We start from the raw sequence: 23,307 nt of genomic DNA on the forward strand, positions 1-23,307 counted from the left end.
CTCTTTATTTGAATAAAAGACTCAGCTCATGCGCATCGTCCATCTCTATCAAAATCCTGTATACGCTGTGCTTCCATGAGATTGAAAGGCGCTCATCGTCAATAGGACATTCCTCTATTGTTTTAACTTTGCCGCCTGTGATCTCTATAACTCCCAAGCCATCGCCCACCGAGATCTTGTCTCCGTCATGCGAAACAGGCATCTCATAAGTCATTATGCCTATCACCGCCTTGCAGTCCCCGTCGTACTTGTCGGTAACAGTGATACCTTCACCCTTATTAAGCGTCACAGTCCTGTGATATCTTCTTATCCTCTCATCCCCATATGCTCCTGCGATATCCATGGAAAGGCTGCATGTCTCATTGCTTGCACCTGCAATATCCACGGAAGAGCTCTCGCCCCCGCCTAGGTTGCACACTACATCACTCGCTGCGAATTCAGCTCCCGGCTTTTGCATTATTCCCGCTTCAACATTTTTCGATATCTCGGCGCCGCCGTCTTCAATAAATGTAGGAAGATTGTGATACGCGGACTGCATTGTCCATATCTCATAGCGCCTGTCAGAAAAAGTCTTCTCTGTATAAGTTCCGACTCCGAGATCAATTACAAAAGGCTTTCCGTTTTTGTATATCGTAAACGATCCGACATCGTTGTGATTGTGGCTATCTGCGTTGTTTCCCGCTTTGGCGGCAAGCGTATATACATCGTCTCTTGTGACTATCAGACCCGTACTCTCAAACCAAGAATCCTCGCAGCGCACATCAATACTCGGATAATCCATCATTTCTTTATAAGCAAAAGCCTGCATAACATGATAAAAGAGATTTATCTCATCCGGGATCATCCTCGCATACATGCTCTCAGCTTTAAAATCCTCCGCCGCAAAACTTGTCATCGCCTCATCGAAAACTCTTTTACCAAAAAGGAATTCTCTAGCTCCCCGCCTTCCCGGATGGGCGCTGCAATCGGCAAAGTTAATGTAAGTATCCCCGGCAACATGCATCTTCATGATATAGTTTGCCATGTTTTTTATAAGTTTTTCTTTATAAACTTCCGAAAAAGACTCATCCGTAGCACCCAAGATAAGTTCAAGACAACCAAAAAGAGTAAGCGCAGCATGTGAATAATACTGAGCGCCCTCACTGCAGCATCCGTCATCTCCGTATTCATCAAGGAAATAATCGCATGAGGCGGCTGCTTTTTCTATAAATTCTCTTTTCGTATCCTCATCAAAATATCCGGCATCTCTTGTAAGAGCGCAGATAAGAACATTCTGGGTACACCACGGTGTCCAGTTACACATAGGCTCTTTTCCGTTTCCCATCCACCAGAAATGCTCATTAAGATAAGGCTTAAATATCCTCTCTTCAAGCCTGTAATTAACGTATTCGGATATATTCGGACTTATCTTTTCGAAAACAGGTCTGAGAAGATATTCGCAAAATGCAACCTCTGCCCCCGACTCAGCGTCAAACAGATCAATAACGGGTCTGGCCACATTCGGCATAACGTCATTACGCCCGTCTCTGACATGACTGTTGTGCGGAGGAAGACACCATGAACTTTCTTCAAGAATAAGATACAATCCGTCAAGGACAGCTCCTACAAAACGTCCTTCATTCTCTACGCACTCCGCCATAACAAGGCTATTTAGTTTTCTTCTTCTGGGGAAATACTTGTCTTCAAATCTCACGCGATTGCCTGATCTTGAAAACTCCGAAAAATCAGATACCAAAAGTTCGCTCCAAGGCTCTAAAAGAGCCTCTTCGCCTCTTCTTACGATCTCTCTTTTCAGTTCAAGCGGAAGAGCATTCCACTCATCTCTCTTAGAAATATCGGGATATCCGGCAAACACCTTACAGCCGGATGTTTTAGACAAATAATCTCTGACTATACTCCTAGCCATAACACACCTCAAGCTTCGTTTCCGTACACCTCTATCTGAACAAGTGCGGGAAAAGGACTCGGATCGTCCGCTTTAACAAGTTTTCCAAGCTTTATCCATCTGATATTCTTCCTAGCTATATCAAATTCGTGCGGCTCTTGAACCTTCTTTCCCATCGTGACCGTCTCACTGCTTCCGTCCGAAAATTCAAAGGTCGCCTTGGTCCACCAGTTGTCATGCGGGAAATCGGCTCTTGTGTAAAGAACTATCTTGTCAAAAGAAACTTCTCTTCCGAAATCCAACTTAAATTCCGCATCGTCCTGTCTGTTGATACCCCAGGATTCATAAGGCCACTCGCCGTGTGAAAGAGTTGCGATACAACCGTCTATCGCATTTCTTGCCGCGAAAACAGCCTCTCCTCTTGTCTCGACATTGGCACTTGCGTGCGGATATACACCTGCAAATTCATGCTGATCAAACGGATTAAGTGCAAGATTTTTATAGCTTGCGATCTCATAGTCCCTTGCTTTTCTGATGGTCACAATATGTCTGTTACCGCAAAAAGCAAGCGGATTATAGCTGGTTTTTTTCTCATAAAAAGGAACAGGAAACAAAACTGTGTCCTGCTCAATCAAACAAAATGCCTCATCGACTGCGGCATCTACTTTAACAACATAAAAACTACCGGGCTCGATACCTGAAAATTCAATAATATCGCCCTTTCTGTACTCCCCGTCCCAAGCAAGAACGACAGCTTTTTCCCCTTCTGCCTCTGCTTTTGGAACATGATCCCAATCATTATAAACAGATACCTTCATATTCTTTTTTACCTCGTAGAAAGAAAGACATTCTCTCTGACCGCGTCGCTGTCCTCGGGATAAGTCTTGAGATACTCGGCCATCATCGACGACGCAACCTGAAATTCACCCATATACTCATAGGCTGTGATCTCATTAAGCATAAGCGCCTGATTCATAGGCTTATCACCTATATCAAGACCTTCTTTGAAAGATGAGATCGCACCTTCGTAATCACCCTGTCTTATCTGACACATACCAAGCTGATTATAAACTTTGGCACTGGACGGATTCTCGCTCAGATATGTCTTATATACGCTCACGGCGTAATTGTAATCACCCTGTTTTTCCCCTGTTGCACCAAGAAGGAGTACCACAGGCTCTTTTTCCTGATCCCTCTCACTTCTTGCCGCTTCCAAAAAGCTCTGTGCTTCCGCATTGTTGCCGAGATAAAAGGACACCTGTCCCTTCTCGTAGTTACTCATGTAATTGCTTCCGCCATCAAATGCCTTCTGCAAAATAGACTTACCCTCGTCCTCATAGCCGTACTCGGCGAGAGCTTTATATATCCTTATTGTCAGGGAATAATCCTTGGGGTCTATTTTGATAGCTTTTGTAAAATCAACGGATGCGCTGTCATGATCGCCGGCAGCAAGTTCACAAACGCCCCTTAAGAAATGGGCATCTTTATCTTTTTCACGCAGAGCCAAAATGGCATCATAGATTTCCTTGGATTTGTTGTACTCACCAAGCTTCATATATGCTTCCGCAAGGTAATAGTTGGTGTCAAAATCCATGTCATCAACTATTCCTTCATCCGCAGCAAGAGAAGCAAGCAGCTGTTCAGCCGCCTGCTCGTATTCATAACTATGAAGATAAGCTATGCCCAGGCCTCTTCTCGCCAGGCATTCGTCTTCTCCGCCCTCAAGTGCAGCCTGAAAGCTCTCGATCGCATCCGCATACTCACAGTTCTCGATATGAGTAAAACCTGAGTTTACGTTGCGTCCGTTCGTGATAGAGCCGCAGCCTGTGAACAAGACGGAAAGAGCCAAAGCTCCCGCAACAAATCTATACTTCATCTAAGCCTCTACTTAATTACCAAGATATGCAATGATCTCAACTTCACAAAGAACGTCCTTGGGAAGCTTCTTAACAGCTACGCAGCTTCTTGCGGGCTTACTTGTGAAATACTTCTCATAAACGCCGTTGAAAGCAGCAAAATCGCCCATCTCGGCAAGGAAACATGTAGTCTTTACAACATGCTCAAAGTCTGTTCCCGCAGCCTTTAATATCTCACCGATATTTTGGCATACTCTGTTTGTCTGATCCTCGATCGTTGTTGTATCTATCTCTCCTGTAGCGGGATTGATCGGAATCTGTCCCGAAGCATATAGAAAATCTCCCGCCTTGATAGCCTGTGAATAAGGTCCGATCGCTGCCGGTGCCTTGTCTGTACTTACGTACTGCATAATATATATCCTCCTTAAAACGACTCCCTATGGATACGGGAAAGCTCCCGCCGGGTAGCCTTTAATTATCCTGACCGAAAACCGCAGTCACATAGAAGCCTCTGGCATTCTCTTCGACCTTGGTCACAACGCCCTCCCTCTCAAGCATACGCTCACGAAAAGGGAAATTACCGGACATTGCAAGTGACGGATCTATCGTATAGTAATAGTTACTTGGAAGCACACCCTCCGTAACCGTTACATGATCGCCCTCTTTAAGCAGTCCCGGGCGCTCCATCTTAAAACTCATCTCTCTAGCCATTTTATCACTCCCGCTCAGTCTTTTACAATCGCATGTTGCAAAAGATATTGATGCCATCTCTCATATGCCGAAGCCTTAAGATGCACATCGTCAAAAGAAAGTTCTTTTATAAGATTTCCGTCCTCGTCATCAACCGACTCGTTCATATCAATGTAAAAGATATCTTGGTTGTTCGCAAGCTGAGAAAGCGCTTCGTTTCTCGCGTTGATGTTGGGGTTGTTGAATATCTTATCATTATCACTCTTGTCGCCCGTAACATGCATGATTCCCTGGATGTATATGATGGCATCGGGCTGAAGCTCTCTTATCCTGGCGATAACTTCGGCGTATTTATTTACAAATCTCTCAAGGTCACCCGTGCCCATCTCATTAAGTCCGAGCATAATATAAATCTTTCCGAATTGATTTTCGGAGAGCGCTTCATCAACGGTAAGCTTACCCTTTCTTCCTTCCATCTTTAAGAAAGGCTTTTCAAGCACGGTATAGATAGTCAGCGATACCTTGGAATAAAATGTGGCTCTGGTATCAAGAGCATCTACATACTCGGAAAGACCGACTGTCCTGGAATCTCCGATAAAAAGCGCATCATCAAAGTAATCGTCCGTGACCTCACAAAATTCGTAGGTTTCTTCTTCCGAATTTCCCGATATATCATTACCTGAAATATCGGAATTATCCGAGACATCATTTCCGGACACATCCGTATTTTCAGGTTCTTTTGTAACTTCAGGTTCAGGTTTTATCTCAGTTTCTTGTTCTTTGGCGGTTATTGTCTCATCAACAGGCTTCTCTGTGCCATCCGCCGTCTGTCTTCCCGCAAGGAACTTCTCATCGATTGCCCTTATATCGGCAATACCGTCCCACGGAAACACTCCGTCCGCCATGCCTTTCATCATAACGGAAAAAAGAGGCATCTTCGCGGAATCATAGCCTTCCGCGTAATCCCCGTACAGTTCGTCCTTTAGAGCGAACGTCAAACACGATAAAATTACTGAAACCACCGCTGTTGCAAAGAGCAGCGGGCAATTCTTAAGCAGTTTCATTTTTTACTCTTTCCTCAAAACTTAAAATACATAAAAGGATTACCTGCCGAATTGGACAAGCTGAATACGCATATCCAGAAGATCACGAACAATATAGCCATGATCACAGGTTTTTTCCTATATTTCTCAAACAATCCGTAAATACCCGGAATCAAAAGAATAAGTCCAAGACCAAGGAATACTCCGTACGTTCCGAGTTTTTTGATATAATCGCCGGCGTTGACGGCAATTCCCTCTCCGAAGAACGGGAACAATCTGCAAAAATACTCTCTGAGCATGTTCAAGCCGGGAATTGCAAACACCACCCAGGTGAGCGGAATAAGCACGAACACGTGAAGTCTTCCGACAATTACTCCAAGCCATTTGGGTAAAAGCTTAAACACAATAAATCTCTCACTTACTATAATAACAAAAAGAATGAGTCCCCAGAGAATATAATTTAAAGTTATTCCATGCCAGAATCCTGTGATAAGCCAAACGATCAAAAGATTTAATATGATCCTCGGAGCCTTAACCCTGCTGCCTCCGAGCGGAATATAGATATAATCTCTAAACCAAGAACCCAAAGTCGCATGCCATCTTCTGTAAAAATCCGACACGCCCTTAGCGCTGTATGGCTGATCGAAGTTAACAACAAACGGAAATCCCAGCATCACGCCTACACCTGCAGCCATAAGGGAATATCCCCAGAAATCATAGTAGAGCTGCATCGAATAAGTTGCGGCGCCGATCCATGCCAAAGGAGTTGATAAACTCTCATATCCGATCGTTCCGATATCGTTCCAGAGCATTGAAAGGTGATCCGCGATCATAACCTTCATAAAAAGACCAAGCACAAAAAACCTAAGACCGTCCTCTATATTACCAAGGATCGTCTTAAGTTCTGCCTTGTACGCATCTTTACCGATGTGATCGTTTTCGACATAATCGGAAAAGCGCATTATGGGGCCGGAAACAATCTGCGGGAACATGCAAAAATACGCTGCAACGTCCGCAAACGGCGGCTCTTCTGTTATCTTGTCCATATAGGTATCTGCCTGGAAGGAGATCATCTTGAATACAAAAAAGCTGACTCCGAGCGGCATCAGACTGTTGTCAATTACCTGTCCGAGTATCTTGAATTCCACGAGCATAAGTGCATCGATGCACACTATAAATACAAGAAGAAGCTTCTTTTTATTTCCTCCGCGTATAGCACGTGAAAAGAGATAGTTGACAACAACAGCTCCCAGAAGCACCGGAAGCATCCTTATGTCTCCCACTCCATAAAAAACCAAACTGCCCAAGAGCAATGTCCATGTTCTGTATGTAATGGGAGTAAGATAATATGCAATAACAAATACAGGTAAAAACCTGAAAATAAAAGTTAAATCCGAAAAGTTTATCATTTCCCCATTTTTTCCTATTATTAGTTGCCGGAATTATTGATCTCAGCCAATTTCGTCTCAGCCGCAGATGCAGTCTTTGTGTTAGGAAACTCCGTTATAACTGCGTCGTATTTCTCCTTAGCTTTATCATATTCCTTGTTTTCGTAGTACGAATTGGCCAGATAATAAAGCGTATTGACATTGGTATTGTCATACTGATATGCCTTGGAAAGATTGGCAATGGCCTCATCATATTTTTTTGCTTTATAAGCGTCATATCCTGTGTTGTAATAAGATGTCGCAAGCTGTGGTCCAACCTTTGACATAAGTGTATCGTAAAGCGCCATAAACTCAGGAGAAGTGCTGTCCCCGATAACTTCAAGGTCAACGTTCCCGAGCGCTTCCGCTATACCTTCAATATCAGATGAATCCTTTTCATAGCAATCGACAGCCTTCATAAGTGAATTCATGGAAGCTGAAGTTGAATCAACACCTTCATAGCTGTCTACCTGGCTCTGGAGCTCATTCATCTTCTTGTCCATGGAAGCTATCTTCTGCTCAAGCTCAACTATACGAGCTGATTTGGAATCCGATTCCTCGCTGATCTTCGCGATTTTCTCCTTGTTACCTGCAGTAATGCTCTCTATTCTCTGAGGCAGGATAAGGAAGCATGATGCCGCGATTCCAAGTACTATTCCAAGTACTATTCCCCAGATGGAACCTGTTCTTGTGAGAGCAGACTTCTTAAGCGGCTGAATGATCATCTCATTTCCGCTGTTATATCTGATAATATCGTCATTTCCCGTTGCCGCGATATCCGAAACAAGCTTGCCGCTCTCTCCGGGAAGAAGCATGCTGTCCGCTTCCTTGAGATAACGTCTTGCAAGAGTATTGCCGGTATCAAGCTTAAGGACCTTCTTGGCCTCAACCTTGGCTCTGTCCCAGTTTCCGGCCTGTAAATACAAAAGCGCCAAAAGAAGATGTGCCTTAATAAAGCCGGAATTAAGCGAAAGAACCTTCTTAAGCTGAATAACGGCCAAATCAAGACTATCCTGATGGCAGTAGTTAAGTGCTATATTAAATTTCTTGATCGTCTGATTAATATCCTCAAGCTTGGACGGACTGTTTCTGACCATGTCCATGTACTCATCGGCGATGTTGTCATCAGGCTTAAGGTTCTTACTGATAACCCATTCCGAGAGTGCCGCAACAACCTCTCCGGTCTCATAGTAAATGAGTCCCAAAAGATTACGTGCGTTTATATTGTTTTTATCAAGCTTAAGGCTCTGATGAAGTGACTCCATAGCTCCCGTCAGATCTCTGACTGTGGCCTTTTCGAGTCCCTCATTATAAAAGACATTGGATAAGCTTACAAGCTTCTTATATATGCTGGTAGCCATTATCTGCTCCTCTTACTGTTGTCTGCTTCAGATTTAGCATCCTTAAGAAGCCCTACAATAACATCCGACATATCATCAAGGTCTCTGTTGTAGATGATATCTTCCGCATCTTCAATCTCGAGACTTGGTTTAAACTTTTTAAGTTCCTCTTCAAAATTAAGCATTCTAACATCCCCTTGTAGAAAACTAAAGTTACAACATTGATTTGATCTGTCCCGCAAGATAAAGCGATCCCGCAGCAAATACAGTGTCTCCGGACTTTCTTACCGTGATGATGTCCGTGATCGCGTCCCTGACATTGCTGTAATACTTTATGGGAAGACCTATTATTCCGTGTTCTTCCTTACATTCCTCAAAAGCGCTCTTAAGGTCCGATACGGATACCGACCTGTTCGTCTCAAGAACAGCTACAAAGATCGAATCAAATTCACCGCATACAAGCAGTTTGTCTATGATTTCCTTATACTGCTTATCTCCGACTATGCCGAACATAAGGAGTTTGCGCCCAGACGAAGGAATATTCGCAGCGCTGTCGATAAAAGCTTCTATTCCGTCCACATTGTGGGCACCGTCGACATATATTCCGGGACGAATTTCCTCCATGCGGGCTTCCCACTTGGCACTGATAAGTCCCTCTCTGATATCAAGTTCAGAAATATCCGCTCCTTCGTTTTTAAGGATCTCTGCGGCAGTAACAGCAAGAGCTGCGTTCTCGGCTTGATATCTCGCTTCGGTGTTAAGCTTTAAATCAACATATTTATCATATAAGGAAATATACGAAAAAGCAATGTATTTGTTCCCTTCATCCTCTTGAACAGTGGATACATTCTGAATATTTTTTCTTTCAACGACGATAGCTCTCGAATCAAGTTCCAAAGCCTTTTGTTTAATAACTTCGGTACTCTCTTTTTGCTTGTCAAAAAATACTACGGGAACCCAAGGCTTTATTATACCTGCCTTTTCTCCTGCAATTTCCGCGATCGATTCTCCGAGATACTGCATGTGATCGTATCCGATCTCAGTTATCACGGTCAAAAGAGGGTTCGACACCGAATTGGTCGCATCGAGCCTTCCTCCGAGTCCCGTCTCAAGAATAAGGTAATCAACCGGATACACATCGTAAAGTATCATCGATACAAAGAATAAGAATTCAAAATATGTGGGAAAGTAATCCTTATGATCATACTCAACCACGCGCTTCAAGGTCTCGACAAAAACCTCGGTAAACACTCCGTCGGATATCATCTTGCCGTCAATGCAAAATCTCTCGTTGACCTTTACAAGGTGCGGCGATGTAAACATGCCGACAGAATATCCGGCCTTCATAAGTATAGACGAAAGATAGCTGCAGACCGAGCCCTTGCCGTTGGTTCCCGCAACATGAATTATCTTCATGTTTTGATCGGGATTTCCCAGAAATTCAAGGAAATCAACAGTATCCTTCATTGTATGTTTATCCGTAAAGCTAGGTATCGAGTTAAGATATGTCTCGCACTCGGCCACGGAAATCTTTTCACCTTTATCGGAGCGGCTGATAAAGCTTGCCGCTCCTTTCATTAGTTCTTTGTTCATAATTATTAATTCTAAATCTTTACTTCTGAAGCTGTTTAAGTCTCTCTGTTATCTGGTCGTAAGTCTGCTGGTATTTCTGCTGCTTCTCTTTTTCCTCAGCGATCTTCTCAGCGGGAGCCTTGGAAAGGAATTTCTCGTTGCTGAGCATGTTCTGCGATCTCTTAAGCTCACCCTCAAGCTTCTTCTGCTCCTTGGTAAGTCTTTCAATCTCCGCAGAGATATCAACAAGATCAGAGAAAGGAATGTAAACGGTTGCCTCTGCAAGAACTACGGAAACAGCGTCGTCTGCGATGCCGTCCTTGTTCTTCTGACAAACGGACTCTGATGCATAAGCAAGTGACTCGAAGAACAGCTTACCTGTTGAGAAGATATCAAGTACTTCGTCGTTGTCGCTTACAACAAATACTTTGGCCTTTCTTGAAGGAGCAACGTTCATCTGTGTACGAACGTTACGGATTCCTCTTACGGCCTCCTTGATAGTCTCTATAGCCTTCTCATCGGCTGCAAAATTCCACTCATCCTTGTAAACAGGCCAATCGGAAACCATGATGGAATCCTCTTCATCCTGAAGTGTGCAGAAGATCTCCTCAGTGATGAAAGGCATGTAAGGGTGAAGGAGCTTAAGTGCGTTGATAAGTACTGTCTGGAGTGTCCAGAGTGCTGCCTTGTGTGACTCAGCGTCATCTGAATTGTAGAGACGAGGCTTAACCATCTCAATGTACCAGTCGCAGAACTCATCCCAGATGAAATCGTAAACCTTCTGAACAGCGATACCAAGCTCAAAGTGGTCCATATTGTCTGTAACCTCTTTGATGGTATTGTTGAGTTTGGAAAGGATCCATTTATCAACAGGCTCAAGACCTGCGGGAGCAGGCTGGTGAATAGCGCTCTTCTCGCCATCCTCCATGTTCATCATAATGAATCTTGAAGCGTTCCATACCTTGTTTGCAAAGTTACGGCTGTTCTCAACTCTTTCATTATAGAAACGCATGTCGTTACCGGGTGCGTTACCTGTAATAAGTGTAAGTCTCAGAGCATCAGCTCCGTAGTTCTCAATGATATCGAGAGGATCGATACCGTTACCCAGAGACTTACTCATCTTTCTACCTTGAGAGTCTCTTACAAGACCGTGGAAAAGAACTGTCTTGAAGGGGTAAGTACCCATCTGCTCGTAGCTTGAGAATATCATTCTGATAACCCAGAAAAAGATAATGTCATAACCGGTTACAAGCACGTCTGTAGGGAAGAAGTACTTAAGATCCTCAGTCTGTTTGGGCCATCCGAGAGTCTCAAAAGGCCAAAGAGCTGATGAGAACCATGTATCAAGTGTGTCGGGATCCTGTGTAAAGTGGTTTTTACCGCACTTAGGACAAACAGTAGGAGCCTCTTTTGATACAACAACTTCTCCGCAGTCGTCACAGTAGTAAGCGGGGATTCTGTGGCCCCACCAGAGCTGTCTTGAAATACACCAGTCGCGGATATTGTCTGTCCAGTTGAAATATGTCTTCTCCATTCTCGGAGGGATAAGCTTGATCTCGCCCTCTTTTACTGCCTTAACAGCAGGCTTGATGAGCTCGTCCATCTTAACGAACCACTGCGCCTTAACCATAGGCTCTACGGTTGTGTGGCAACGATCGTGTGTTCCTACGTTGTGTGAGTAGTCTTCTATCTTTACAAGAAGTCCCATCTCATCGAGCTCTTTTACAATAGCTTCTCTTGCGGCATATCTGTCCATGCCCTCGAACTTACCGCCGTTGGCGTTGATGGTAGCATCGTCGTTTAAGATATTGATGATCTCAAGATTGTGACGTCTTCCTACCTCAAAGTCGTTAGGGTCATGAGCAGGTGTGATCTTAACTACACCGGTACCGAATTCCATATCAACATAAGAGTCTTCTACGATAGGAAGCTCTCTGTTTACTATAGGAAGAAGTACCTTCTTGCCCTTGAAGCTCTTATATCTGTCATCATCGGGGTTAACGGCAACAGCTGTATCACCGAGCATAGTCTCGGGACGTGTTGTAGCAAACTCGATGAACTCAGTCTTTGAAACTGTTCCGTCTACGTCGATAACGGGATATTTGATATGCCAAAGATGACCTGCCTGCTCCTCGTACTCAACCTCAGCGTCGGAGATGGAAGTCTTACAGATAGGACACCAGTTTACGATACGGCTTCCTTTATATATGTAGCCTTTCTCGTACATCTTAACGAAAACGTCTGTAACGGCCTCATTACAGCCTTCATCCATTGTGAAACGCTCTCTGTCCCAGTCACATGAAGAACCGAGCTTCTTGAGCTGGGAAATGATGGTTCCGCCGTATTCTTTTTTCCACTGCCATGCTCTCTCAAGGAACTTCTCTCTGCCAAGATCTCTTTTGTCGATTCCCTCAGCCTTGAGAGTGTCAATGATCTTAACCTCGGTAGCAATGCTGGCATGGTCTGTTCCCGGCTGCCAAAGCGCATTGTAGCCCTGCATTCTCTTGTAACGAATGAGGATATCCTGCATTGTGTTATCAAGAGCATGTCCCATGTGGAGCTTACCTGTGATGTTCGGGGGCGGGATCACAATAGTAAAAGGTGTTTTGCTCTTATCCACCTCAGCATGGAAATATTTCTTTTCCTCCCACTTGGAATAAAGACGACCCTCGATGCCCTTGGGATCATAGGTCTTGGCGAGTTCTTTCTTCATAATGTTCTCCTTATACAATAATAAACGCCCTTAGCAACCATATCGGCTGTTAAGGACGTTAATAACGTGGTACCACCTTAATTCACAGAGCATAAGCTCTGCCTCAATAAGCATCATTCAATGCCCGGTCCGATAACGCAGACAACGCGGGGACACTTAATGGAATCTATCTCATTCCTTTCTGGGTGTCCGGTTCAAAAGCTACCTTCCATACCTCACAGGCCTGCATCCTCTCAGCGCGGCAAGCCGCAGATGCATTCTCTTTAGACCGTGAAAAATATGTACTCCTCTTTCTCACAACCTTTATAACTATAATCTTACATAGCTTATCAAATCATGTGTGAGGTTGTCAAATTTGACGCTTATTTTTCAAAATCAAGTGTCTCCAATTTGTCTTTATCGGTAGCAAGCTCTTTTCCTTCCTTATTATTCTGTTCAAAAGGAATGTGAAGATAATCTATCTCAGTGATATCGTATGCCTCGCGCCAACCGATATCGCCTTCCGAATTTCTTTCTATCTGATTCGTGATCAAAAATGCGTCATCGCCAAAAGCTACCGCCTCATCAAGGAAATGCGCCTGTGCGCTCTGCGCAGACTCCGAAGCAAATGATTTCATGAGTACGCTTGGATGATCGGGTTTGGTGTAATACACAAGATCGCCGTTATCGTTGTCGGATAATGAGATCTCTCCGCTAAGATGATTGGCCATAGCCAGTCTGTCTTTTCCGTCAAAATAAATCTTGGGAGCATCATAGCTTGCGGACTCAGTCGATCTTCCGGTCTTAACAAAAGAAACACTGTCCTTTTCTTTCATGTTTACCTTATAAATCTCATAGCCTGCGTAGTAATGTCCGCTTCCTTCATAGTAAGCAAGAAGGAAATACGCTTCGTCATTACTGTAGATAAGATGCTCAAATTCGGGAACGGGCTCATACAAAAAGTCGCTTGCAGCTATCTGAAGCTTGCCGTAATCCGTACAGCTTCCCGTTTCATCATAAGAAGATACATAATACTTCTTGTCTTCGTATCCGCTCTTCATAACAAAAAGATTGTTTCCGGCGTATCCGAAAACGGTTGTAAAGTATCCTTCTCCGTCTTCTATAGTCGCAATCTCTTCATCATCATAATATATATGAATGATGCTTGATTGATATCCGTCGTCTTCTTCAACATACTCTCTTGTGACAAGGCCTCGTCCGTCCTCCGAAACCGCCTCGGGAGAACCTACGAGATAAGGCCTTTTATCGGGGCCTCCGATAGTACAGAGTACCGATTCTGATTTACCGGGCTCAGCAAACACGAATCCGTCCGTCACAGCATACATCTTTCCGTTTCCGTATGTTGTTCCCACGCATTCGCTCTCGCCGGTCTTAAGGTTATAGCTCATGATCTTGGCCTGAACAGCCTCTGTTTTCTCGTTTATATTGCCGCCAAGAGTAGGGCTTTCTATACCGGCTTCATTAAATACACGGTAATAAACTTTATCTCCGATCCTTACAAAAAAGCTTCCGTTGTTCTCAACTTCGCCCGTCTCAAAAGCCTTGGCAAAGATTCCTGTGGTTTCTTCGCCGCTTCCTACCTTAACGTCTGATGAATCTGTAGTGTCACTTTCATCGTATGTGTCAATTTCATCAGTTTCCGCTATCTTGTCCTCTTCACTTACAATATATACTTCTTCATTTTCTTGGGTGATGTCCGGTTCTTTCCTGTCACCGCAGCCTGTTGCAAAAACTCCGCACAGGACCACCATCCCCGTGATCATAGCGAAATACTTACATTTCATTTATCTTACCTCTCTCCTCACATGATGTTAAGGATATTAAGTGTCGCCCTACAGATTTGGTAAGTAGTTTTCCCCGGATGTTATACTGCCCATGTCTTGCAGTTCTGACTGTAGTATAGATCCACGTCGGCAGCTGCATCATATAGGTTTATAAGTGATGCCAATTTACTACTTTCTGACAATCCGCTTGTAGCTCCGATAACTCCTCCTTCAGAGGCAGGTATCGAATCGCTGTCAATAAGTCTGATTACCGTCTCCATACCGTTTTTGTACTTCTCAAGGTAATCGGCTTCGGCCGTATCAACGAGCCCCTTGGCAGCGCCTACTTCGGCAACCAATCGGTCCATTTTCTTCCTTAATATCTCTTTGTTATTCATGACTTCCCCTTCTCTTTCCTTTTATAGTTTCCTTTTATAATGCAATAAAAAATCCTGTTATAAGCGTTTTTGATGTGTAACACTAGTTGCTCTTCACAATTCCCCTGACTAATGTTACCATTCGTATGATATGGCTCAGGTCCTTTTACCAAAGAATCTGAGCCATATCATAATTTATCCCCATCTATTCGCCTATAAAGATACTCTCTCCTTTGTGAAGCCTTTCTTAATAATTGTATTTTATACCAAGTCTTGAATTATTGCAACGCTTTTAACAAAATTTTCAAAACTTTTTGAAAAGAAGTTCTGCTCTCGCATTCGCTCGCCAGAACTAAGTAGTACACCACGACTCGAAAAAACCGAGCCCGGTGATTACTTAAAAACGGCCGGAACCCTATGAAGGTCCCGACCGTCGTGTGATGTTCGTAGTTAATATGAAACTATATTGTATAGGCTATGGTTATTAATATTTTTGGTTAATTGGTTGGTTATATCAGTTACTTAACTATCATTCCTGTCTTTCTGTCTGCGAATACAGCAACCATTACAAGGAATACGATACCCATTATAAGCTGTTGAGTCTTAGGCTCAATCTTCATCATTACAAGTCCTGCGGTAAGGATCTTGTATGTGAGGGCGCCGAGGATAATGTTATAGAACTTAACCTTAGCACCACCGTTAACGGGCATTCCGCCCAGAACCAGAGCTATCATTATCTGAGTCTCAAGCTGGTTTCCTGCGGTGGAGGTTACGGAACCAACTTTGATACTGTTGATAAATGCCGCAAGGCCTGTGATCATTCCGGCTGCCATGTATACGAGAATCTTGGTTCTCTCAACTCTTACGCCTGCAAATCTTGCAGCCGTCTCGCCGGCACCGATCGCCTTGAGTCTGTTTCCGAGTCCTGTGTATTGGAATGCGAAAAATGCCGCGATCAAGATCAGGATTGTAAAGGTCAGATTAAATCCAAGTGTATTATATGAGGTGATATTGGAAACTCCGTATACGGGAGTCTTTGTCGTGGCGTAGGCTACAACACCACGGAAGAGGTACATGTTGCATATTGTAACAATGAAGGATGTAATCTTCCTCTTTACATTAAAGAATCCATTGATCAGTCCGATCATGCCACCTGTGATAACACCACATATGATGGCAAGTATTATGTTGTAATTAGATAAAAAGCATACCACTACGGAACATACACCAAGCATGGAACCTTGGGAGAAGTCAAGGCCACCCATGGTCATAACCATAAATACGCCCACACACGCTATAAGAAGTACATAGGACTGCGACAGTAAAAGTTTAAGATTTCCTACTGTATAAAGCCGTCCTCCTGTCAGTATTGCAAATAGAACGACGATAAATATAAAACCGGCAAAAGGCATTACATTCCTGACGATCGGCCGCTCCATGAAAGGAACACTTATTTTTTTCTCATTTTCCATAATCGGCCTCCCTTATACCATGTTCGCGATAAGATCTGTATCTTTCAGATCTTCCGAACGTTTGAATTCGCCGCTTTGACGGCCGTTCTTCATTATTATTATTCGATCTGCCATACCAAGAAGCTCTGAGATTTCCTCTGAGATCATGATTATTGACTTACCGTTCTTTCTCATTGTATCCATCATCTGGTAGATATCGGCCTTAACCTTGACGTCGATACCTCTTGTAGGTGAATCCAGAATGACGATATCGGAATCTTTTCCGATCCATCTTGCAAGCACGACTTTCTGTTTGTTACCGCCGGAAAGAGCTGACATAAACTGGTGTACTCCCTCCATCTTGGTACTCATCTGCTTAGCAAACTTCTCGGCAAAAGCCTTCTGATCTTTTCCAAAAAGAATATGATTTCTCTTAAGATCTTCAATAGAAGGAAGGCAGATGTTATCCTGGATCGTGTCATTTATTACGAGCGACTCGTTGTCTCTGTCCTTTGATGCATATGCTATACTGTGGTCGATCGCAGTCTTGATGTCATTGATCTTGGTTCCATCCGAAAGGGTAACACTTCCCTCTCTGTAATAAGATGCTCCGAAAAGAGCTTTCCCCACTTCATGCATACCACACTCGGAAAGACCACCTATACCAATGATCTCTCCCTTATGAAGTTCTATATTGAAATCCTCGATTTCTCCCGGTACCGTAAGGTGCTCACCCTTTAAGACCACTTCATCCGATACCTTCTCACCGTAGTCCGTACGATAGTAGTTATTACTCATCTCACGTCCTACCATGAGTTTTTTTAGATCATCCGTAGTAACATCGCTGCTCTTTACGGTATCGATATAAACACCGTCTCTGAGAACGCTGATGCTATCGGACTGCTCTATTACTTCATCAAGGTCGTGCGAGATAAAGATAACGCATCTTCCGTCATCCTTGGTATCCTTCATAACCTTGAAAAGTTCTTTTCTTCCTTTTTCTCCAAGAGCCGTTGTGGTCTCATCGACAACAAGGATCTGGGGTTTAAAGTGAGTCGCCTTTACGATCTCAATAAGTTTTCTGTCCTCAAAATTGTACTTATCTATAAGATTAGCCGCTTTGATATAGCCAAAACCGTAGGAATCAAGAAGCTCCTGTGCTTTTTTGTTCATTGCGTTGGTGTTCTTAACGCCGCACTTGGTAAACTCATCTTCTTTTCCCAAGAAGATATTCTCGGCTACGGAAAGTCCTGAAAGTGTTCCGATCTCCTGAACGATGATCGCAACGCCCTGGTAATTTCCGTCTACCTGATTCTTTGCGTTAACTTCTCTTCCGTTTAGTGTAAATGTACCGGTATCCTTGTGATATATTCCCGTAAGGCAGGAAGTAAATGTGGATTTACCGGAGCCATTCTCGCCGATCAGTGCATGGATCTCTCCCTTGTAAAAGTCGAGAGTGACATGATCAATGGCATGCGTTACGCCAAAATTCTTATCGATTTTTTCGGCATGAAGTAATACTTCGCTCATGTCTCTCCTCCTTATTTAACAACTTCACCCTTGATAGGCTTGATGGTCATAGTTACGATTGCAAGAAGAACCACACCGGTTACGATGTTCTGAACTGTCGTAGGAGCTCCGAGAGCAACGAAGCCCTGGAAAAGGAGCTGGATGATAAACTCACCGATCACGATAGCAACTACCGGATGTCCGTACTTCTTAAATGCGAGTCCGAAGAACGTTCCCATAAGAGGCGGGAAGTTACGTGCCATAGATGCAAGGTTGGATTCACTTGTCATTGAAGTTCCGTATGAAATTGTAAGGATTGATTCGATACCAACGAAAAGTCCGCAGAGTACAAATGCAACAACCTTGTATTTATCAACATTAACACCCATGTTCTTGGCAACGACTTCGTTTGAGCCGATGGCATAGGTGTAAGTTCCAATCTTGGTGTACTTAAGAATAAATCCGCAAAGGAAAAATGCGAAGAGCGCCAATATAAGATTCCATGGATAATCACCAAAGGCTCTGTAAGCAGATCCCAGTATGACGTTTTTCTCATTGGTCGCATAAATGGAAAGCGCCTCATATACAAGAGACAATCCCGCTGTTACGATAAGTGATGAAATTCTAAGCTTAATATATACAAGTCCGTTGAGGAGACCTACAAGCACTCCGCTTATCATAGGAGCAATAAGAAGTCCCGCATAACCGAAACGATTACTCATATTTACCGCAAGCACCGATGAAAGCACGATGTTTGCGCCCACACTCATATCAAAAGGTCCCATTACGCATATAAAATAGAGACCACAGCCTCCGACCGCATAGATCAGTGCTGTTTTTAAATAGGTTTTTAATCTGTTAAAATCACCGAATGTCTGTGGTGCAAGTGTCTTGAATATTGCCCAAAAGACAAAAGCGATCAAGATCAAAAGCAGAAGCCCGAAGATTTGGCTCTGTTTGAATTTTTGAAACTTACTCATAAAATCCTCCCGCAAGAGTTTTGTTATAGATTATAGATGTGTTGTTTGGTAGTACTTTGGTTTGTTACTGCTGTTTCTTTAAATATATGCCGTATTCCCCGGATGGCGGAAAATACGGCATTTTTTAGTTTTTTGCTTTAAGCTGTATACCCTTCTCTAAAAATGTATAAGCTTCTTAGTTGCTGTGACGAGAAATAACGTCGTCGATTGAAAGGCTTGAAGCTGCCTTGCTGAGGTCATCAAAGCTGTAGCTTGACATCTCTGCCAACTCCTCATCTGTGTAAGGATCGTCATTTACGAAATACTTCTCATAGTTTGCATAATCATCAGGTGATGATACATAGAGGTAAGGGAAGAGAATCTCGTAACCGAATGTTCCCTCTTCCTTTACGTAATTGCCCTTAACTGCGTTAAGAACAAGGAAGAATGCGAACAGAGGATCGCAGAAGTGTCCGCCTGACTCTGCGAACATGCCGCCTGACTTAAGCTGATCTGCAAGATCATCAAGGAAGTCAGTTGATACAACGTCGATCTTACCTGTGAGACCTTCGTTAGCGAATGCACCGATAGAACCTACAAGAGGATCTCCACCGCCGCCGGCTACGATAAGAGCGTCCATACCGGGATTTGAGTTGTAAAGTGACATAGCTGCTGCAGCACCTTCTTCTGAAGATGTGTTAGCATATACAGGCTCAGTCATTGTAGCCTGATCATCGGGATGAGCCTTGTTCCACTCATCGATAGCCTGCTGATAGCCCTTCCATCTAAGCTGGAATGTAGCATCACCAACTGTCCAAGCCTCAAGTCCGATTGTTCTGTCGCCGTTCTCAAGAAGGAGATTTACAAGTGTATATCCGTTTGTTACCTCATCCTCATGAACAGCACCAACATAATACTTTGAGTTGCAAGCTGTCTTATATACTTCAGGGCTGTTTTCCTCTGAAATGATACGGAAGAACTGTGCGATATATACGCCGTTCTCTGTACATGTATTGATAGCGGATGTCATCTCTGAATCAGCTGAGTTACAAATGATAATTCCCTTACATCCTGCTGCGCAAAGCTGCTCAACAGATGCTGTAACCTGCTCTGAAACGTGTCCCTGGTCAACATACTGAACCTCAACTCCGTTTGCCTTGGCTGCCTTATCAACGATCTTTTTACACTGGCTTCCGAGAACGTCGGTTGAACTCCAGATTGATACACCGATCGTGATGTTGTCGCCTGAAGCTGCGGGTGCTGCGTCGCCTGATGCAGCGCCATCAGATGTTGTAGGTGCTGCTCCGCCGGCTGCGGGTCCGCAACCTACCATCAATGATGCAGCCATTGTTCCTGCCAAGAGCAGTGCTCCCAACTTTTTGAATTTCTTTTTCATAGATCTATAACCCTCCTTTGGAAATTAGAAAAATGAATATATAAATCGGTTCGTGCCATCCGCGAACCTGATTTGGAACCAATGCTATTTCTATATTATTTTTTTAATCCCTTAACCTCATAAGCTCTGCTGGTCTCTTCTCCGAATGTAACCCCGGCTGATGTTGCCGCCGTTTCGTCGTATGAAACCGATACAACTACTTGATCCCCGTTTGAAAGTCCGGTGTTCTTATCGATGTTAAGTGAGATTGAAGATACCGCGTTGATGTATTTGGTAAGCTCGGCAAGATCTCCCACATCTTCAAATTCCTTGATCTTCTCTTCGCCTCCGACCATCTCGGTCTCGATACCGTCATAATCAACCTTTACAAAAGCGGTTCCCTCACCGTTCTTTCCGCTGAATTCTACAGTCACATAATCAAGTATGTTTGTAACCCCGTCAGTTGTGTCTATCTGCGCTTTTTTATCAGCTCCGCAGCCCGACAATACTATTAAAAATCCCATCATCGCCGCTGCGATAAAAGCTGCAGTTCTCTTTCTCTTTAACACTTATATCCCCTCCGATAAATAAAATAAGCTTCGTAAGCAGGAGTGAAATTTTATTCCTGTTTACGAAGCCATTGTATCAACTGAGATTTTTTTCAATTAGCACAATTTAGAAAAACTAACTATCACTTTTTTGAAAATTTGTTTCCGACTTTCTCAAAGCGGTATAAATAATGAATACATAAACAAATCCGATACATGCGGTAAGGAACTGGTAGAGTGAGAAAGTTCTCTGGAATACCGGAAGCTTTCCGCGCATCGGGCTGTCGGCGGGAATAAACGTCGGAAGAAGCCACAGCGAAATTGTAAGTCCCATGAATACTCCCTTTGCAAAAGAAATTAGCACAGCTTTTACCATGTTGGGAATCTTAAAAACATTACCCCCGTGTTTAAAAGGCTTTTTGAGCAAAACTTCCGTAAGCACAGCCAGCACGATATTTCCAAGCATGATGAAAACTATCATGGCGGGAACCGCTGCCATGACAGGGCTCGCCGCGATAAAGTACGCAGTTATAGGTGTTATGATGCTTAGCACGATCCCGCACGGGAGATTGACCATCAGCACCGCAAGTGCAATGCAGGCATTGATTATGGGTCCCGTAATGAATACGCTTAAGTTCTTGAATACCTGACTTATGATACAGATTGCCAAAAGAACTGCCGTTATAGCGATCTGCCCGGTTCCAAACTTTCTTTCATTCTCCATTTTTTTGCTCCTCTTTATTCATTATTATGCGCCAAGGCGCCAAGCTGTTCTTTTACCTCTTCCATTACACTTGAGACATTCTCTGTAGACCTGGAAATCTCGCCTGTTGAATCGGCAAGATTCTGTGCTCTTGACGTTACCTTTTCAACAATCTCAAGAAGCTGGGTTGTTTCGTTTGCGATCACGTCAACCGCTTCTCTGATATTGTTGTTGGCTTCGCTACTTCCCTCTGCGGTTCCTTTACTGTCAGCCGCAAGGTTGGTTATGGAGCTTGCAACTACGGCAAAGCCCTTGCCGGCATCTCCCGCTCTTGCAGCCTCAATACTTGCATTAAGAGCAAGAAGATTGGTCTGGTTTGCAATATCAACAACCTTGTCGTTATTCTGAACAAGCTCTTCCAAGTGCTCAACAATACGCTTGATGGAATCATTAAGAGTATTGCAGAAATCCGATACTCTTCCGATATCCGAAGAGATAGCCGAGCTCTCTTTTGCGTTGTTGTCATTGCCCTTGACCATGTCTCCTATATAATCGTTGAGGTCATTAAATCTCCTATTAATGGTATTAACAGTAGATAAGATATCGTCCTTTTGCTTTCCCAATATCTCTTTTTCCTGATTAACCATATCCTGAGCTTCTATCTTCTCATACTCAACAAGGTCTTTCAAATAATGAACGCAGTTTTCCTTATGGTTGAAACCGTTAAAGATGGCCGTCGCCATATCCTTACAGGTATCATAACCACAGCACGAGCAGTTGATGCTTCTTGCCTTTTCATCTTTCTTGTTCATATCGTTAAATACGGCGTTAAGCTCCGACTCGGTCGGGATCTTATGCTTGCAGCTTGCCGATCTGTCGGTATATTTCCTTAGATAGTCATTCAGATTAAGCTTTTCAAACTGCTTGTTTAATGCAGCCATACGCTTTTCGGGCGATATCTTCTTAGACCAAGCGTTCTTCTTTTCAAAGTTTTTGACGCCCTCTCTGATCTTGTAAATATTATAAAGAGGTCCGTCGCCGTCCGTAAGCTCCGAATCGGTTCCCGTTCCGCATATACAGCCGTTCTCGCAGTTAAGCGCGTCAATGAACAGGAAAGGTGTCTTGCCGTTCTTTATCACATCCTCATTTTTGTGGAGGAAATGATACATGCGCTTTTCGCCTTCCATCTGTCTTATGAAAACATTCTCGCCAAGAAGCCAATATACGTTTTCCTTAAGTCCGCCCGGCATAGGATATATCGATCCGAGTCCATACTCGATCTCATCTTTTATGGGCGTTCCGTATACATTGTTCTCTCTCACATATTTCATAAGGTGCTCGAAAGTAACGTTATAATTGACGTATCCGTGGTTATTGGGATCGTCTATCTCATTCTTTTTGGCTATACAAGGGCTGATAAACGCCAGCTTATCGGTAATACCCATTTCTTTTCTGCAATAGATCGCAGCACACATCATAGGGCTTTGCACGGGGAACAGCTTGGGAAGGAGCTCGGGAAGATAGCGCTCGATATACCCAACCACCGCGGGACAAGGCTGTGAAATGCCTCCAAGATAATTGTGTTCCTGAATGTATTTAATATACCCCCAGGTTGTTATGTCGGCTCCGAAGGATACGCTGATGATCCTGTTAACACCGAGGGCTTTAAGGCCGCCAAGGACCTTCTCGTATTCGTCATAGTAATCCGCCATAAAGGCAGGTGCAAGCAAAAGAGATATCTTCTCACCCTTTTTAAGGTCTTCAAAGAACTGCTCCGTATCGTCATGATATTCTCTGGCGCCGTGTTCGCATGCGTCAAAACAAGCTCCGCACGCCACACACTTGGTACCGTCTACTTCAATTCTGGAATTCCCGTATTCGTCAGGGTCCGAAGAAACACATGCTCCCATGCAGCTGCATTCGTGAATGCACTTATTACATCCAATACAATTATCGTTTGTGAACACAAGAGAATCATAAGAATTTGCCATAAGAAAACCTCCACATATCTGCCATAATATGTACGACGATTCAAATAAAATTATAGCAAATTGTGTTAGCTTCAATTATGAAATATCGATAAAGCGGCTTTATTT

General features: G+C 43.6%; 20 protein-coding genes and 1 other annotated feature. All 20 genes read right to left on the minus strand.

All coding sequences use genetic code 11. From position 1 onward, the window contains the following. Window positions 1-4: 4 nt before the first annotated feature. The 20 genes from D6856_RS03695 to D6856_RS03785 all read right to left on the minus strand — a co-directional run bounded on the left by D6856_RS03695 (window position 5) and on the right by D6856_RS03785 (window position 23,202). Window positions 5-1,906, minus strand: a complete 1,902-nt coding sequence (locus tag D6856_RS03695; RefSeq protein WP_120685778.1) for a heparinase II/III domain-containing protein — start codon at window positions 1,904-1,906, stop codon at window positions 5-7. An 8-nt stretch (window positions 1,907-1,914) separates the two neighbouring features. After that, entirely contained in the window at window positions 1,915-2,703 is a 789-nt protein-coding gene (locus D6856_RS03700) for a DUF7402 domain-containing protein (RefSeq protein ID WP_092245940.1), read from the minus strand. 8 nt (window positions 2,704-2,711) lie between these two features. After that, the gene (locus D6856_RS03705; RefSeq protein ID WP_092245943.1) at window positions 2,712-3,761 is read right to left on the minus strand and encodes a tetratricopeptide repeat protein; all 1,050 of its coding nucleotides are present in this window, start codon (window positions 3,759-3,761) and stop codon (window positions 2,712-2,714) included. 12 nt (window positions 3,762-3,773) lie between these two features. Beyond that, the gene (locus D6856_RS03710) at window positions 3,774-4,151 is read right to left on the minus strand and encodes a RidA family protein (protein WP_092245946.1); all 378 of its coding nucleotides are present in this window, start codon (window positions 4,149-4,151) and stop codon (window positions 3,774-3,776) included. Window positions 4,152-4,212: 61 nt separating this feature from the next. Beyond that, on the minus strand, window positions 4,213-4,452 hold the full coding sequence (locus D6856_RS03715) for a hypothetical protein (protein ID WP_177223825.1): 240 nt from the start codon (window positions 4,450-4,452) through the stop codon (window positions 4,213-4,215). A gap of 14 nt (window positions 4,453-4,466) precedes the next feature. Continuing rightward, on the minus strand, window positions 4,467-5,495 hold the full coding sequence (locus tag D6856_RS03720) for a GDSL-type esterase/lipase family protein (protein ID WP_120685779.1): 1,029 nt from the start codon (window positions 5,493-5,495) through the stop codon (window positions 4,467-4,469). A gap of 14 nt (window positions 5,496-5,509) precedes the next feature. Then, entirely contained in the window at window positions 5,510-6,742 is a 1,233-nt protein-coding gene (locus D6856_RS03725; RefSeq protein ID WP_243114026.1) for an MBOAT family O-acyltransferase, read from the minus strand. 161 nt (window positions 6,743-6,903) lie between these two features. Continuing rightward, on the minus strand, window positions 6,904-8,262 hold the full coding sequence (locus tag D6856_RS03730) for a tetratricopeptide repeat protein (protein ID WP_120685781.1): 1,359 nt from the start codon (window positions 8,260-8,262) through the stop codon (window positions 6,904-6,906). Then, window positions 8,262-8,426, minus strand: coding sequence for a hypothetical protein (locus D6856_RS15245; RefSeq protein WP_177223826.1), 165 nt, complete (start codon window positions 8,424-8,426; stop codon window positions 8,262-8,264). The genes D6856_RS03730 and D6856_RS15245 overlap by 1 nt, the downstream gene beginning before the upstream one ends. A 28-nt stretch (window positions 8,427-8,454) precedes the next feature. Then, window positions 8,455-9,834 (minus strand): bifunctional folylpolyglutamate synthase/dihydrofolate synthase, encoded by a 1,380-nt coding sequence (locus D6856_RS03735; protein ID WP_120685782.1) that lies wholly within the window; start codon window positions 9,832-9,834, stop codon window positions 8,455-8,457. A gap of 19 nt (window positions 9,835-9,853) precedes the next feature. Further along, window positions 9,854-12,526 carry a valine--tRNA ligase gene (locus D6856_RS03740; protein WP_120685783.1) on the minus strand — a complete coding sequence of 891 codons (2,673 nt, stop codon included), beginning with the start codon at window positions 12,524-12,526 and terminating at the stop codon, window positions 9,854-9,856. Window positions 12,527-12,574: 48 nt separating this feature from the next. Further along, window positions 12,575-12,833: a binding site (T-box leader), on the minus strand. A gap of 55 nt (window positions 12,834-12,888) precedes the next feature. After that, window positions 12,889-14,310, minus strand: coding sequence for a hypothetical protein (locus tag D6856_RS03745; RefSeq protein ID WP_120685784.1), 1,422 nt, complete (start codon window positions 14,308-14,310; stop codon window positions 12,889-12,891). 80 nt (window positions 14,311-14,390) lie between these two features. Further along, window positions 14,391-14,687: a hypothetical protein gene (locus D6856_RS03750; protein WP_092245967.1), complete on the minus strand. Its 297-nt coding sequence runs from the start codon at window positions 14,685-14,687 to the stop codon at window positions 14,391-14,393. 497 nt (window positions 14,688-15,184) lie between these two features. Further along, on the minus strand, window positions 15,185-16,138 hold the full coding sequence (locus tag D6856_RS03755) for an ABC transporter permease (RefSeq protein ID WP_092245970.1): 954 nt from the start codon (window positions 16,136-16,138) through the stop codon (window positions 15,185-15,187). 12 nt (window positions 16,139-16,150) lie between these two features. Beyond that, window positions 16,151-17,647 carry a sugar ABC transporter ATP-binding protein gene (locus tag D6856_RS03760; protein ID WP_092245973.1) on the minus strand — a complete coding sequence of 499 codons (1,497 nt, stop codon included), beginning with the start codon at window positions 17,645-17,647 and terminating at the stop codon, window positions 16,151-16,153. A gap of 11 nt (window positions 17,648-17,658) precedes the next feature. Further along, window positions 17,659-18,606 (minus strand): ABC transporter permease, encoded by a 948-nt coding sequence (locus D6856_RS03765; protein WP_092245975.1) that lies wholly within the window; start codon window positions 18,604-18,606, stop codon window positions 17,659-17,661. Between the two features lie 175 nt (window positions 18,607-18,781). Beyond that, a complete protein-coding gene (locus tag D6856_RS03770) occupies window positions 18,782-19,981 on the minus strand; it encodes a sugar ABC transporter substrate-binding protein (protein WP_199704106.1) in 1,200 nt (399 codons plus the stop codon). Between the two features lie 95 nt (window positions 19,982-20,076). After that, complete coding sequence (locus D6856_RS03775; RefSeq protein ID WP_120685785.1) at window positions 20,077-20,529, minus strand: hypothetical protein; 453 nt, start codon at window positions 20,527-20,529, stop codon at window positions 20,077-20,079. Window positions 20,530-20,644: 115 nt separating this feature from the next. Further along, on the minus strand, window positions 20,645-21,232 hold the full coding sequence (locus D6856_RS03780) for an ECF transporter S component (protein ID WP_120685786.1): 588 nt from the start codon (window positions 21,230-21,232) through the stop codon (window positions 20,645-20,647). Window positions 21,233-21,246: 14 nt separating this feature from the next. Next, entirely contained in the window at window positions 21,247-23,202 is a 1,956-nt protein-coding gene (locus D6856_RS03785) for a [Fe-Fe] hydrogenase large subunit C-terminal domain-containing protein (protein ID WP_158588814.1), read from the minus strand. Between the last annotated feature and the right edge of the window lie 105 nt (window positions 23,203-23,307).

The organism is Butyrivibrio sp. XB500-5, from assembly GCF_003625505.1.
GTDB lineage: Bacteria > Bacillota > Clostridia > Lachnospirales > Lachnospiraceae > Butyrivibrio.

Bases quoted from the DNA above. Each gene is read 5' to 3' on its own strand.
- D6856_RS03695 (WP_120685778.1), bottom strand. From the start codon at position 1,906: ATGGCTAGGAGTATAGTCAGAGATTATTTGTCTAAAACATCCGGCTGT.
- D6856_RS03700 (WP_092245940.1), bottom strand. From the start codon at position 2,703: ATGAAGGTATCTGTTTATAATGATTGGGATCATGTTCCAAAAGCAGAG.
- D6856_RS03705 (WP_092245943.1), bottom strand. From the start codon at position 3,761: ATGAAGTATAGATTTGTTGCGGGAGCTTTGGCTCTTTCCGTCTTGTTC.
- D6856_RS03710 (WP_092245946.1), bottom strand. From the start codon at position 4,151: ATGCAGTACGTAAGTACAGACAAGGCACCGGCAGCGATCGGACCTTAT.
- D6856_RS03715 (WP_177223825.1), bottom strand. From the start codon at position 4,452: ATGGCTAGAGAGATGAGTTTTAAGATGGAGCGCCCGGGACTGCTTAAA.
- D6856_RS03720 (WP_120685779.1), bottom strand. From the start codon at position 5,495: ATGAAACTGCTTAAGAATTGCCCGCTGCTCTTTGCAACAGCGGTGGTT.
- D6856_RS03725 (WP_243114026.1), bottom strand. From the start codon at position 6,742: ATGCTTCCGGTGCTTCTGGGAGCTGTTGTTGTCAACTATCTCTTTTCA.
- D6856_RS03730 (WP_120685781.1), bottom strand. From the start codon at position 8,262: ATGGCTACCAGCATATATAAGAAGCTTGTAAGCTTATCCAATGTCTTT.
- D6856_RS15245 (WP_177223826.1), bottom strand. From the start codon at position 8,426: ATGCTTAATTTTGAAGAGGAACTTAAAAAGTTTAAACCAAGTCTCGAG.
- D6856_RS03735 (WP_120685782.1), bottom strand. From the start codon at position 9,834: ATGAACAAAGAACTAATGAAAGGAGCGGCAAGCTTTATCAGCCGCTCC.
- D6856_RS03740 (WP_120685783.1), bottom strand. From the start codon at position 12,526: ATGAAGAAAGAACTCGCCAAGACCTATGATCCCAAGGGCATCGAGGGT.
- D6856_RS03745 (WP_120685784.1), bottom strand. From the start codon at position 14,310: ATGAAATGTAAGTATTTCGCTATGATCACGGGGATGGTGGTCCTGTGC.
- D6856_RS03750 (WP_092245967.1), bottom strand. From the start codon at position 14,687: ATGAATAACAAAGAGATATTAAGGAAGAAAATGGACCGATTGGTTGCC.
- D6856_RS03755 (WP_092245970.1), bottom strand. From the start codon at position 16,138: ATGGAAAATGAGAAAAAAATAAGTGTTCCTTTCATGGAGCGGCCGATC.
- D6856_RS03760 (WP_092245973.1), bottom strand. From the start codon at position 17,647: ATGAGCGAAGTATTACTTCATGCCGAAAAAATCGATAAGAATTTTGGC.
- D6856_RS03765 (WP_092245975.1), bottom strand. From the start codon at position 18,606: ATGAGTAAGTTTCAAAAATTCAAACAGAGCCAAATCTTCGGGCTTCTG.
- D6856_RS03770 (WP_199704106.1), bottom strand. From the start codon at position 19,981: ATGAAAAAGAAATTCAAAAAGTTGGGAGCACTGCTCTTGGCAGGAACA.
- D6856_RS03780 (WP_120685786.1), bottom strand. From the start codon at position 21,232: ATGGAGAATGAAAGAAAGTTTGGAACCGGGCAGATCGCTATAACGGCA.
- D6856_RS03785 (WP_158588814.1), bottom strand. From the start codon at position 23,202: ATGGCAAATTCTTATGATTCTCTTGTGTTCACAAACGATAATTGTATT.